11 protein-coding genes and 1 pseudogene are annotated in these 10,749 nt (G+C 73.1%); 4 read left to right on the plus strand and 8 right to left on the minus strand.

Annotated features, from left to right (window positions below; all coding sequences use genetic code 11):
- A partial coding sequence (locus AB0J68_RS16905) for a Rieske (2Fe-2S) protein (protein ID WP_363939271.1) occupies positions 1–279 on the plus strand: 279 nt, incomplete at its 5' end.
- A gap of 18 nt (positions 280–297) precedes the next feature.
- Here the strand turns inward: AB0J68_RS16905 and AB0J68_RS16910 are convergent.
- The 5 genes from AB0J68_RS16910 to AB0J68_RS16930 all read right to left on the minus strand — a co-directional run bounded on the left by AB0J68_RS16910 (position 298) and on the right by AB0J68_RS16930 (position 6,427).
- Entirely contained in the window at positions 298–3,069 is a 2,772-nt protein-coding gene (locus AB0J68_RS16910; protein ID WP_363939273.1) for an Hsp70 family protein, read from the minus strand.
- A gap of 101 nt (positions 3,070–3,170) precedes the next feature.
- Complete coding sequence (locus AB0J68_RS16915; RefSeq protein WP_363939275.1) at positions 3,171–4,418, minus strand: DUF4147 domain-containing protein; 1,248 nt, start codon at positions 4,416–4,418, stop codon at positions 3,171–3,173.
- Between the two features lie 54 nt (positions 4,419–4,472).
- On the minus strand, positions 4,473–5,081 hold the full coding sequence (locus AB0J68_RS16920; RefSeq protein WP_363939276.1) for a dTMP kinase: 609 nt from the start codon (positions 5,079–5,081) through the stop codon (positions 4,473–4,475).
- 13 nt (positions 5,082–5,094) lie between these two features.
- The gene (locus AB0J68_RS16925; protein WP_354856113.1) at positions 5,095–5,676 is read right to left on the minus strand and encodes an SLATT domain-containing protein; all 582 of its coding nucleotides are present in this window, start codon (positions 5,674–5,676) and stop codon (positions 5,095–5,097) included.
- 16 nt (positions 5,677–5,692) lie between these two features.
- Positions 5,693–6,427 (minus strand): hypothetical protein, encoded by a 735-nt coding sequence (locus AB0J68_RS16930; RefSeq protein ID WP_363939278.1) that lies wholly within the window; start codon positions 6,425–6,427, stop codon positions 5,693–5,695.
- Between the two features lie 152 nt (positions 6,428–6,579).
- On the opposite strand from AB0J68_RS16930, the gene AB0J68_RS16935 reads away from it, so the two are divergent.
- The 3 genes from AB0J68_RS16935 to AB0J68_RS16945 all read left to right on the plus strand — a co-directional run bounded on the left by AB0J68_RS16935 (position 6,580) and on the right by AB0J68_RS16945 (position 9,117).
- Complete coding sequence (locus AB0J68_RS16935; RefSeq protein WP_355069184.1) at positions 6,580–7,350, plus strand: HAD family hydrolase; 771 nt, start codon at positions 6,580–6,582, stop codon at positions 7,348–7,350.
- Positions 7,351–7,418: 68 nt separating this feature from the next.
- Entirely contained in the window at positions 7,419–8,111 is a 693-nt protein-coding gene (locus AB0J68_RS16940; RefSeq protein WP_007461060.1) for a response regulator transcription factor, read from the plus strand.
- Positions 8,104–9,117, plus strand: a complete 1,014-nt coding sequence (locus AB0J68_RS16945) for a HAMP domain-containing sensor histidine kinase (protein ID WP_354856116.1) — start codon at positions 8,104–8,106, stop codon at positions 9,115–9,117. Before AB0J68_RS16940 ends, AB0J68_RS16945 begins: the two co-directional genes overlap by 8 nt.
- 12 nt (positions 9,118–9,129) lie before the next feature.
- Here the strand turns inward: AB0J68_RS16945 and AB0J68_RS16950 are convergent, their stop codons facing one another.
- The 3 genes and pseudogenes from AB0J68_RS16950 to AB0J68_RS16960 all read right to left on the minus strand — a co-directional run.
- On the minus strand, positions 9,130–9,717 hold the full coding sequence (locus AB0J68_RS16950) for a class I SAM-dependent methyltransferase (protein ID WP_355069187.1): 588 nt from the start codon (positions 9,715–9,717) through the stop codon (positions 9,130–9,132).
- Positions 9,718–9,860: 143 nt separating this feature from the next.
- Complete coding sequence (locus AB0J68_RS16955) at positions 9,861–10,541, minus strand: DUF2064 domain-containing protein (RefSeq protein WP_354860863.1); 681 nt, start codon at positions 10,539–10,541, stop codon at positions 9,861–9,863.
- Positions 10,538–10,749, minus strand: a pseudogene (locus tag AB0J68_RS16960) (glycosyltransferase); the annotation flags it as partial. The gene AB0J68_RS16955 and the pseudogene AB0J68_RS16960, both read right to left, overlap by 4 nt.

Below are 10,749 nucleotides of genomic sequence, written 5' to 3' on the forward strand. Positions count from 1 at the left end.
ACCGTGCTGGCTCGCACCGGCGACGTGCCGGTCGGCGGCGGCACGGTGTTCGACGGGGTCCTGGTCGTCCAGGCCGAGGCCGGCACCTTCACCGCGTACGACGCGACCTGCCCCCACCAGGGCGTACGGGTCGGCGCACCGCGCGACGGAGTGATCACCTGCCCGGCGCACAACTCCACGTTCGCGATCGGCGACGGCTCCCGCCTGGGCGGGCCCGCCAGCCGGGGGCTCACCGAGATCCCCGTGCGGGTCGACGGCACCGACATCGTCCGCGCCTGACCGCTGCCCGGCCGGCGGTCAGTCGTCGGTGAACCGGTACAGCACGAAGTCCTTGTCCGCGCCGCACGCGATCACCCGCGTGTTCCACGAGCAGGACGCGCTGCGGACGTCGACGAGCTGGCCCAACTCGTCGACGGCGCCCGACTCGGCCCACACGCCGGCCACGCTGCGGTTGTCCGCCACCGTGCTGGTCGGCTCGGCGAAGACGAGCAGGTTGCCGGCGTCCAGTCGGGCCGCCACGCCGGGGCGGTCGGCCAGCACCGCCTTGCCGGTGGCGTCGAAGAGGGTGACGGTCGCCTTCGGGTACTCCCGTTGGGTGAGCACCTGCTCGCCGACCGGCACCAGAGCGGTCGCGCCCGGCGCCGACCAGGAGATCGCCGACTTCCCCTCGGTCGCCGCCACCACCTCGGTGCGCTCGGCGTCGCTGTTGCGCACCTGCACCAGGCAGGCCCGCCGCTCGCCGCAGGCCACCAGCGCCTTCGGCCGGTACTCCGCGTTCTCGGCCCGGTAGAGGACCACCGGCGCCGCGTCGGAACCCAGGTCGTACGCCAGCACCTGGTACCCGCCGTCGGTGGGGGCCACGTAGAGGCGGTCCTCGTGCGCCACCACCAGGTCGTCGAGGTCGGCGACGTTGCCCCACTCGCGCAGCACCGAGCCGGAGGACATGTCGAGCAGCCGCGCCGAGCGGTCCGCCCCGATCTGCACGAGTCGTCGCCCCTTGCCCGTCCACGGGTCGCGGGCGCCGCCGTCGAGGTACGCCGGCCCACCCGCCGCCTCGTCGGTGCCCACCGGCCGGACGACGGTACGCGCGCCGCCGTACTGGTCACGCGGGTTGGGCTTGCTCCACTTGTCGGTGCCGTCGCCCAGCCGCAGGCCGACCAGCCGCCCGGCGGCCCGGTCCACCAGCACTGCGGTGTCGTCGGAGAAGTAGACGTCGTCGTCGCCGCGGACCGCCCGGTGCCAGCGCTGGGCGCCGGAGCGGCCGTCCAGAACGGCCAGTTCACGCGGTGTGCTGTCGCCCGGCGCGTCGGCGAGGACCGCGACCGCCCCCGGTACGGCGACCAGGCCGGCCCAGTCGTCGGCGGTGACGCCGGTCTGCCGTCGCCACAGCTCGTCGCCGGTGCCGGTGTCGACGGCGACCACCTCCAGCCGGTCGTCCGGCAGCGGGTACCCGAGGTAGGCCCGGTCGCCGAGCACCGCGGTCCACGTGCCGGCGGGCCGTTCGGCGCCGGCCGGCAGCCTCGACAGCTCGCCCAGCGATCCGAACTCCAGGTCCGGGTAGCGGTCCCGCAGCAGGTAGAGCGTCGCCGCGGTGGCCACCCCGGCCAGGGCGAGCACCGCGCCGAGCACCACCCAACGGGCCCGCCGCCAGGTCGTACCGCCGGGCGGGGTGGGCGTCGGCGTGGCACCCGCCGCGCCGACCAGCGTGCCCGCGACGCCCGCCGGCTCCGGCACGGTCGGCGCGAGCGCTGGCGGCCACCCCGGGCCGCCCGGCCGGGCCGCCGCCGGCCCGGGTTGCGACGGTACGGTCGGCGCGATCGACGCCGCAGCCGGCGCGGACGGGCCTGCGAGAGCCGGGACGGCCGGCGCCGGAGGCGGTACGGGCAGCGCGGCCGGGGCGGCCTGCGGTCCCGCGTACGCCGGAAGCGCTCGGCGCAGCGGAAGGTCCGTCAGCGCGCCCTCGGCCACCGGCAGCTCCGGCTGGTCCAGCACCGTCGGCGCCACTCCCAGCTCGGCGTGCAGCATCCGGGCGACCAGCGGGATCCGCGAGGAGCCGCCCACCAGGAACAGCCCGGCGAGCTGGTCGGGGCGGAGCCCGGCCGCGGCGATGACCTCCCGGGCCCGCTGCACCGCCCGGTGCAGCAGCGGCGCGGCCACCCGCTCGACGTCCTCCCGCGTCAACCGCACCGCCTCGGCCACCCCCGGCACCGCGACCGGGGCCTCGGCCGAACGCGACAGCGTCTCCTTCGCACCGCGCACCTCGTCCCACAGCCGGACCTGGTCACGGCGCTGCGCCGGATCCGATGGGCGGACCAGCCGGGCCCACCGCCGGGCGTGCCGCTCGCCGAGCAGCTCGCCCACCCGCTGCACCAGCGCCGCGTCCAGATCGAGACCACCCAGGTCGGGCAGGCCACCGTCGGCGACCACCCGGAAGCCGGAGTCACCCCACGGGTCGGCGCCCTCGTTGCGCAGCACCGCGACGTCGAGCGTTCCGCCGCCGAAGTCGAACACCGCGATCGCGCCGCCGACCGGCACCGGCCGGTGCAGCACCTGCGTGTAGTAGCGGGCGGCGGCCACCGGCTCGCGCAGCAGCCGGGTGCCCGGCGGCGTCGGCCCGGCGAGGGTGTGCTCGGCCGCCTGCGGCCAGCCCGCCCGCAGCAGCGCGTCGGCGAGCACCTGCCGGCGCGTGTCGTCCCAGGCCGCGGGGCAGGTGAGCACGGCCGGCGGCAGGAAGCCGACGGCGTCCACCGCGGCCCGACCGACCGCCGTCAGCACCGCGGCGAGCAGCTCCGCCGGAGCGTACGCGCGGTCACCGAGCTGCACGGTCGGCTCGTCCACCCGGCGCTTCGGGTTCGCCTCGAACCGGGCCGGATCGGCCTGCGCCAACCGCCGGGCGTCCATCCCGACGTGCAGGGTGCCGTCCGGATCGGCGTACACGGCGGACGGGCTGACCGGCTGACCGTCCATCAGCAGCGGACGGGTCCGCCCGTCCGGCCACCGCAGCACGGCGACCGTGTTGGACGTACCGAGGTCGACACCGAGGGCGTAACCCTCGTGCTGGCCTGCCATCTGCCGATACCTCCGCCGCGACGAGGGAAACCCAGCCCCGCATCGTACGCAGCCCGCGCCGCCGGACCGATCAGTCGGTGCGGGTTCGGTGGGCAGTGCGCCTACCAGCGGAACAGGGCGTAGATGTCACAGACGTTGGTGCCGGTCAGCGCCGCCTCGATGATCTGCCCCATCCTCGCCAGCGGCTCGTAGGTGTTGTTGTCGGCCAGGACCCGTTCCCACGAGTAGCCGAGGTCGCTCAGCAGGCCGAAGCTCCCGCCGGTGACCCACGCGCCCATTGCCTCGGCGACGAAGTCCTGGCCGTCCGTCGCCAGAGCGACGAAGCAGGTCGAGCGGGAGCCCGAGATGTGCCGTGCCACCCGCCAGGCCAGTTCCTGACATCTGCCGCCCCGCCCGCCTCCACGGACGTTGACAGTGGCTTCGCCGCCGCCCAGCACGACCCGGGGTGGTGGCCCGCCGTCGCGGGTCGCCAGATCCAGACGGCGGGCGAAGAGCGCCGCCACATCCTGCGTACTGCCCTGCAGGGCGCTACCGATGATGTCGGTTCGAAACCCGCGACGCGCCGCCTCCTCGGCGCAGAGCCGCACCGCGAGCCCTGGATCGCCGACCATGGTGTTCCGGCATTCCGCGTGACCGGCGAACCTGCTTCTGCGCAACTCCATCGCGGCGACGAAGTTCGCCGTCAACCTGCTCGGGATCTCGGCCTTCTGCATGATCTCGACGACCGCGTCGGCATCCGTGACGGACGGGTACGTCATGCCCGAGCCGACGCCGGCCGGCCCCACCTGAACGTTGTCGCACAGTATGTACGAGCAGCAGCGGGCACCCAGTGAGTACGACAGGAGCCCGCCGTTGTGAATGGCGGACACCGACCGCCTGACCATGTTGACGGTGGTCACGTCCACCCCGGAGAGCACCAGGATCCGGGTGACCTCGGTGAGGTCTTCGAGAGTGACCGGTGGCAGCGGCAGGACCGCCAGCGCCGACGCTCCTCCCGAGATGCCGAACACGATCACGTCGCGCTGGTCGTAGGCGCCTGACGTCAGGAACGAGCGGAGTTGGATGCCGGCGGTGAGGCTGTTGCCGCGCGGGAAGGGATGGTCTCCCACCAGTTGGGTCACGCCGGGGATCGGCGTGCCCATGGACTTCGACACGCAGATTCCGCCTCGGAATCGGGTGCCGCTGGCCGCGACGATGGCCGACGCCATCTCGTGCGCGGCCTTTCCGACGGTGACGGACCGGACCGAGCGCACCCCGGGATGGAGGAACGGTTCGCGGTCTATCGCCGTCGCGGTCAGCTTCGTCGCGTGCAGACCGGGCAGGCAGGCGGCCGCGACCGACACGCACATCTGGACTTCTGGCAACGAACGCACAACAGGCCCCCGCGTCATCGTCCGAGGTCCCTAGAGCACGACTCGCACGATGCGGCGGGCGAGCGTGCGGGGATCCTCGCGGTCACTGGAAAAGACCTCTGTTCTGCCCGGACTCTCCTTCAGCCCGTCGAGATATCCGGCCCGCAGCGCCGTCCAGTAGGACTCCAGCCCGATGTCCTTGCGGCTGAACGGGCTGAGTGCGCTCCGCTCGAGCGTGGTCGACAACGAGACATCGAGGAAGACCGTCACGTCCGGTTCGATTCCCCTGCTGGCAAAGGCGGTGACCCCTGCCACGACCTCCGGCGGCAGGCCCCGCACGTGAACGAAGAAGGCGGAGACGGACAGCGACCAACGGTCCGCGATGACGATGGCGTCCGGCGCGTCGGCGGAGACCCTGCTCAGGAGGTGGGCCTTCCGGCTGAGGTGACCGGCATACAGCATGAGTTCCGTGTTGGCGTCCAGCTCGTCCGCGAACCCGGCCGGGTTGGTGATCGACTTCAGCCGCGTCGAGATCGGATCTCTGACCACGAGATCCTTCAGTTCGACGCAGGGCACTCCGTCGGAACGCAGGAGCGCGGCGACGGCCCCGCAGGTCGTGGACTTCCCGGCATTCGTCATTCCCTCGATCGCGACAAGCACCGACTGCACCCTCCTAGTTCGATCCCGCACCGACCTCCTTGGGCCCGGTGTCGAGCGCGAGCGCATCGGACTCCGCCGCACGGCGCTCGTCGAACGGCGTGAACAGGACGTTCTGCCGCGGTTTGGCGGACAGATCCCGGACTGCCCGACGCTTCACACGGGCAGGTATGGTCAGCGAACCCTGGGCCAGGTCATCCATTTGCTTCTTGATGGCACCGAGCGCGTCCCGCAGATCAGAGTCACGTCCGGGTGGGATCGCCATGATCTGTTCCAACTCCCGGCGGATGGCGCCGTACCTGGCCGAATCCGCGCGGTAGCGATCGGCCCGCTGCTCGAAGCGGAGGAACGTCTGGAGACTGGACAGGACCACGGAACACAGACTCAGGACACCGGTCGCGATCCGTATCCAGAGTGCCGGGTCGGCCGCGAGGGTTGCGAAGATTCCCGTGCTCACGACGGCGGAGAGCGCGATCGTCGTGCCGCCGATCAGGCTGTTCAGGCGGGAGTAGTGGTTACCGGTGTCGTACTGCACACGCTGACTCTGCCTGCTGCGTCGATGCCAGTCGGCGATGAGCTTCTTGGTCGAGTCGTCCATTCCCGACCTCCGGATGTCAAGAAGTGCCCGCGCTCAGGCGGTCACGCAACCGCCGGTGTCGTTCTTCGACGGGCGCTGCGAAGACGAACCTGTTCTTCTGGGGCGAGAAGCAGAGGTCTCCCGCAGCGTCCTTGAGGAACACCGCCTCAAGTTTCGGCTTCTCGATGAACTCGCCGGGATCGAGCAGGAACGCCGCGCGCGTGTAGGCGCCGGCATCGACCTGGTAATAGATGGTCAACAGGTCGACGAAGGGCCCCGGCTCGGCACGACCACCAACGGACGCCATGGTCGTGATCCGGTCGCAGGACTCGTCCAGAGAGATCTTCTCCCGCACGTACAGACCGAGGGCGTCGTCGGACAGGAGCCCTCGGCAGATGGCCCACTCCCGATCACTGATCGGCAGCGCGTCCCGCAGATCCGACCAGACCGCCAGGGTGTATTCGTGCTGCAGGCCCTTCTGCTCCTCGGCCAGAGCGCGGGGCTTACCGATGTCGTGAAGGCACAGCAAGAGTCGGAGCGCCCGCAGCCGCAGGCCAAGCGGCAGCGGGACGGCACTGAACCACTTTTCGAACAGGGAACAGACCATGATCGTGTGGTCCCGCAGCGAATAGTCACGCTTTCGGGAATTCCTGCCCCGGAGCTGTTCCTCGATCGCCGGAATGGTGGCCAGAACGCCCAGAGCGCGCTCGGGAAGGTACGCCGCGTCATCGACCAGGCCCTCAAGTCGCGAGCGGACGACCGAATGATCCAACTGAACCTCCCACCGTGCCCCTACGGCGTGCCCTACGCCTAGCTTGCAGCGACACCGATGAGTAGGCAAGGCGACCCTGCTCCACATCCTCCGAAACGGTCGACCTCGTGCTCGCCTCCCCTTCCCGTGCGTACTGGTGCAGGATTGCCGACATGCTTCGCTCACCTCGCGCGCTCCTGCTGGACTTCGGTGGCGTCTTGGTCGACGCGCCGCCACAGCCCCCGGCGCCGCCCGCGCTGGTCGACCGGTTCTCGCACCTCCTGGGTGGGCTGGTCTCCGACGCGCAGATCGCCGCCGACCTGAGCGAGGGCACGACCGCGTACGCGCATTGGCGTGACGAGGTGGGCACGACAGGCGACCCGGTCGAGCTGCCGCACGCGCGGGTATGGGCCGAGTTCGTGACGCCACGATGGCCGCCTGCGGCCCGTGCGGCCGTCGAGCGGGAGGCGACCGCACTGGCGTACGCCTGGACCTCGCGAGCCGAGTGGGAGGTCCGCCCGGGCATCCCGGAGGCGCTGCGTGCCGCCGCTGCTGCCGGCCTGCGGCTGGCGGTGGTCAGCAACACGCTGTGCGGCGCCGCCCACCGGGACTACCTGAACACCGCCGGCTTGTCCGAGCTGTTCGCCGCCGAGTTCTACAGCGACGAAGCCGGGCCCCGCAAACCCAACCCACAGCTCGCCCTTCTGGCGGCGCGGGCCATCGACGTGTCCATCGACGAATGCTGGTTCGTGGGTGACACCGTGCACCGGGACATCGCCTGTGCCCGCCGCGCCGGTGCTCAGGCGGCGATCCTCATGCGGTCGCCCCGGACCGACCGGGAGCCGCCACATCCCGAACTCGTTCCCGATGCCGTGATCGAGGACGGGCACGGTCTGCTCGCGCTGCTTCGACAGGTGTGGGGCACGGCGGTCGCGGCACCGTAAGCGAACCGCAAGATCTCCCGGTTCGGGGCCGTCGGCTCCGCTGGCTAGGCTGGCCCGGGAGGTGGCCGGTGGCGCAGCGGGTGCTCGTGGTCGACGACGATCGCACCGTCAGCGACGTGGTGTGCCGCTACCTGGAGCACGCAGGGTACGAGGTGAGCCACGTCGGGGACGGGCTGGCCGCCCTGGAGGCCGTCCAGGACCGGCCGCCGCACCTGGTCGTGCTGGACCTGATGCTCCCCGGGCTGGACGGGTTGCAGGTGTGCCGGCGGCTGCGGGAGCGGCCGGACGGCGTACCCATCATCATGCTGACCGCACGCGGCGACGAGGCGGACCGGGTGCTCGGCCTGCAACTGGGCGCCGACGACTACCTGGGCAAACCGTTCTCTCCGCGCGAGCTGGTGCTGCGGGTCGGTTCGGTGCTACGTCGGGCCGGTGAGCCGGCCGCGCCGGCAGCCGAGCTGCTGGCCGACGCGGGGCTGGAGGTGGCCACCGGGCCACGGATCGCCCGGCTGCACGGCCGCGAGCTGGCCCTGACATTGCGCGAGTTCGATCTGCTGGCACACCTCATGCGGCACCCGACGCGGGCGTTCAAACGCACCGAGCTGCTGGAACGGGTGTGGGGGTGGAACTTCGGCGACCAGTCCACGGTGACCGTGCACGTGCGACGGCTGCGGGAGAAGATCGAGGACGACCCGGCCGAGCCGCGACGGATCGTCACGGTCTGGGGCGTCGGCTACCGGTACGAGCCAGCCGATGCGTGACCTGGCGCTGATCTTCGGGGCGGCGCTCACGGCCGCGCTCGGCGTGGGCCTGCTGGGCGCGCTCACCCTGCGGCTGCTGCGCCACCGGTCGATCACCGTGCACGTGTGCGTCCTGCTCACCGTCACCGTGGCCGCCGTGGTGGCCGGGGTGGTGGTGGTCGCCCAGGCGATGTTCCTGTCTCCGCACGACCTCCAGGTCGTCCTGCTCACCGTCGCCGCGGCGGCGGTCGTGAGCCTCGGCGTCGGCTGGTACTTCGGGCGGCGACTGGCCGTGGCCGCGGTCTGGGCGGCCCAGGCCCGGGAGCGGGAACGGCGGGTCGAGAAGGGCCGCCGGGACCTGGTGGCCTGGGTGTCACACGACCTGCGGACGCCGCTGGCCGGCCTGCGGGCGATGGCCGAGGCGCTGGAGGACCGGGTGGTCGACGACCCGGAGACGGTCGCCGAGTACCACCGGCGGATCCGCCTGCAGACCGACCGGATGACCCGACTCGTCGACGACCTGTTCGAGCTGTCCCGGATCAACGCCGGGGCGCTGCGCCTGACACTGTCGGCGGTGCCGCTCGGTGAGGTGGTCTCCGACGCGTTGGCCGGCACCGCGCCGCTGGCCAAGGCCCGCCGCATCCGCCTGGTGGCCGCCGAGTCGGGCTGGCCCACCGTGCTGGCCAGCGAGCCCGAGCTGGCCCGGGTCGTGGGCAACCTGCTGCTCAACGCGGTGCACTACACGCCGAGCGACGGCACGGTACGGGTGGACGCCGGATGCGAGAGCGACGCCGCCTGGCTGGCGATCGCCGACACCTGCGGCGGCATTCCGGAAGACGACCTGCCCCGGCTGTTCGACGTGGCGTTCCGGGGTGAGCCGGCCCGTACGCCCCGCTCCGGTGGGGAGGGCTCCGGCGGGCTGGGGCTGGCGATCGTGCGCGGGCTGGTCGAGGCGCACGGCGGCCGGGTGGACGTGCAGAACGTCGTCGGCGGCTGCCGATTCGTGGTCCGCCTCCCGACGGCCTGACGCCCCGCGGCGTCAGCGACCCGCTGCCAGCTCGCCGAACCAGCGTCGCCCCCGCCGGAACACGTCCCGTACCGCCAGGCCGGCGGCGTCGGCGACCGGGTGCACGGCGCGCGCGTCCAGCCGGGCCCAGCGGAACGCCGGGCCGAGCAGCAACCGGCCGGCGCGCTGCTCGGCGGCCACCCGGGCCAGGCCCTGCCACAGCCCCGCGCCGGGCGGCTCCAGCTCGACCAGCACCGTTCCGTCGGGTGCGAGCAGCTCCCGGCAGCGGCGCAGCAGCGCGACCGGTTCACCGCCGATGCCGATGTTCCCGTCGATCAGCACCGCGTGCGCCCACCGGCCCTCGCCGGGCAGCGGCTCGAACAGGTCGCCGTGCACCGCCACCGCGCCCCGGGCCCGCGTCAGCCGCACCGCCGTCGCGGAGACGTCCACACCGACCGCCGTCCGCCCGGCCCGGGTCAGCGCCACGGTGAGCCGCCCCGGCCCGCAACCGAGGTCGAGTGTCGGCCCGGCGCACCGCTCGACCAGCCCGGCGACCGCCGGCTCGGCCGGTCCGTGCCAGCGGTCCACCGGTAGCCGGCTGCGGACACCGTCGCCGTGCACGAGCCACCGCCTCCGGGCCGCGCGGTCGGCGAGGGCGGCAGCGAACGGATCCGCCCCCGTGCCCGCCGACGACCCGTCGTGCCCCCGCGCCGGCACCGCAGGCGACGTCGATAGCGCCTCGATCGGGGCGGTGTCGACGGGATTCACCGCCGACCTCCCGGCTGCAGGGCGAGGCGGACCGCCGCGACCTGTCGGGCGAACCGACCCTCGGGCGCCTCGACGGCCACCGCGAGGGCGTCGGACCACTCGTCGACGTCGCGCAGCACCGGCAACGGCGCGGTACGCAGGCCGCGCCCGGTCAGGGCCGCCCACGTGTCGTGGCCGGTGTCCGGCGTCGACATCGGCACGTCGCGCAACACCCGGGCGTGCCGGGGGTCGCGCAGCCCGAGCGACCACCAGCCGCCGTCGCGCGCCCGGCCGAGCACCGCGTCGGTGGCTCCCAGCCGCACCACCGCCGCGGCCAGCCCGGTCGGCGTCACCTGCGGGGTGTCCATCCCGATCTGCAGCACCGGCCGACCCGGGTACGCCGCCGCGACCTCGGCGTACGCGTTGGCGAGCCGATCGCCCAGGCCGACGCCGCGCTGGTCGAGCACCACCCAGCCGGCCAGCGCGGCGGTCAACGCGGCGGCGTCCTCCGCCTCGGTCAGCCGACCCGTCCAGGCCAGCACCGGCGTGACACCGGGGGTGGCGCGGACGGCGTCGAGGGTGTCGCGCAGCGCGGCGGCCGCGATCCGGGCCGCCTGCGCCGGGGTGGCCGGTGGGCAGAGCCGCGTCTTCACCGCCCCCGCGACTGGCGCCTTGGCGACCACCAACAGGACGGTCACCGGGGGCCCTCCACGGTACGCAGCACCCCGGCGAAGTCACGGGTCGCGCGCAGGGTGCCCCGCACCGAACCGGACACCTTGGACCGGGTGCCGGCGGCCCGGGGCGCGTAGGTGACGTCCAGCTCGTAGATCCGCCAGCCGGCGGCGGCGGCCCGGATCAGCAGTTCGAGGGGGTAGCCGAAGGCCCGGTCGGTGACGCCGAGGTCGA

It is taken from the genome of Micromonospora sp. NPDC049580, assembly GCF_040675595.1.
Classification (GTDB): Bacteria; Actinomycetota; Actinomycetes; order Mycobacteriales; family Micromonosporaceae; genus Micromonospora.